General features: G+C 57.4%; 1 protein-coding gene. It reads right to left on the bottom strand.

From position 1 onward, the window contains the following. Positions 1-204: 204 nt before the first annotated feature. Positions 205-1,146: a metallophosphoesterase gene (locus tag PMI29_RS0130455; RefSeq protein WP_238541695.1), complete on the bottom strand. Its 942-nt coding sequence runs from the start codon at positions 1,144-1,146 to the stop codon at positions 205-207. Between the last annotated feature and the right edge of the window lie 310 nt (positions 1,147-1,456).

The following is a 1,456-nucleotide window of genomic DNA, read 5'->3' as shown; positions in this document are numbered from 1 at the left end:
GATCCCCTGCCGTAGCGGTGTGGCAGGCTCCGGCGCGGGGCGTTGATCGAGATGAATTTTTCTTCACCCCACAGTTCCGCTGCTGCCTGTACATTGCCCTCGCTCATTCAAGAAACTACGGTTTGCCCGCCCTCCCGCGGGCTTTTTTTTGCCTGCGAATTTGCCTGACGACCACCGCTGGTTGTATCTGGCCGACACCGTCCATCACTGTGCCAACTGCGTGACGCTCCCTTGCGACTGCTCGGGCAGCAAACAGCCTTTGGCCATCCACTGGCAGTCTCTGGCCCAGCGATAGCCGGATTCCAGCTCGCCTCGGTCGTTGTAATAACCCAGCCGCAATTGAGTGGCACTCAGGTCGAGCTTGGCAAAACCAGCCCGCGACGCAGTAAACGTGCTATCCGGTGTTGGCACGTTCACAGCACTCAGCCTCTTGCCACCCGCCCCGGAAATGACCCACGCGGGTTCACCTGCACGCAACAGCAATTGCTGGTTGTGATCATGACCTGACAAAAGCATATCGACGTGGTTGCGTTCCAGCACTGGCAAGAGCCGGGTGACCAGATCCGACTCCTCGCCATGCTCGCCTTGATTGCGCACCGGATGATGGGACGCGGCTATTCGCCAAACCGGCGCCGGTCCGGGTGCCTGGAACGCCTGATCGATAAAGTCGATTTGCTGCTGCAAACGTTCACGTGGCGCCGAGGTATCGAGGAACACCATCCGCACCAATGGCCGCCCGTCGACGTTACCGAAATCCCTGACGTAGAAATTCGCCGGCATCTGCCAGCGACCTGACCCCTTGTGCTGTTGGCCGTACTCAATCTCGTATTTTTGCGACACCGGGTAATCGTGGTTACCCAGCACCGCGTAAAACGGCACATGGCTGAGCCAGCGCCCCCAATAGACACGCTCGAATCGGGTTTCCCAGTGGAAGTCGTGGGTACTGGTCAATGGCTTGCCGTAGAAGTTGTCGCCCAGGAACACCACCATGTCCAGGCGCCCCTCTCTGGACGCAACCCGCTCCATGGCTTGCCCTACCCGCCACTGTTGCAAGTCACCACTGCCCTGATCACCCACCGCGATCATCGACACTGATGCAGGGTCCAGACCGCTCAGCGGAACATAGGGCGATGGTGGTGTGAACAACCAATAACCACCGACAAATAACAGAACAACGAGAGCGACGCCGGAGCAAAGCACGATCCTTCCAGGCACCGAACGTTTTGCAGAAATCGAGGGGAAAACTGTGCGTTTCAATCAGGGGCTCACAGGGCTTTAAAAGCCAGGCAGGGTGGCGAAATGAAGAGCGATCTACACCCCCAATGGATCACAGTGTTTGTTCACATTTTGTTAAGAAATCGTTCCGTATACTTTTTCCAGCCTGTTTTTTTCGGCCTTCCTTTTCCAGTAGCCAGGTTTCTGGAAAAACCACTCCTGAGCCTGTACCCCCCCCCCC

Origin of the sequence: Pseudomonas sp. GM49 (genome assembly GCF_000282355.1) — a bacterium.
Taxonomy (GTDB): domain Bacteria; phylum Pseudomonadota; class Gammaproteobacteria; order Pseudomonadales; family Pseudomonadaceae; genus Aquipseudomonas.
The sequence above is the reverse complement of the archived record's forward strand: the minus strand, read 5'-3'. Positions and strand labels throughout refer to the sequence as shown.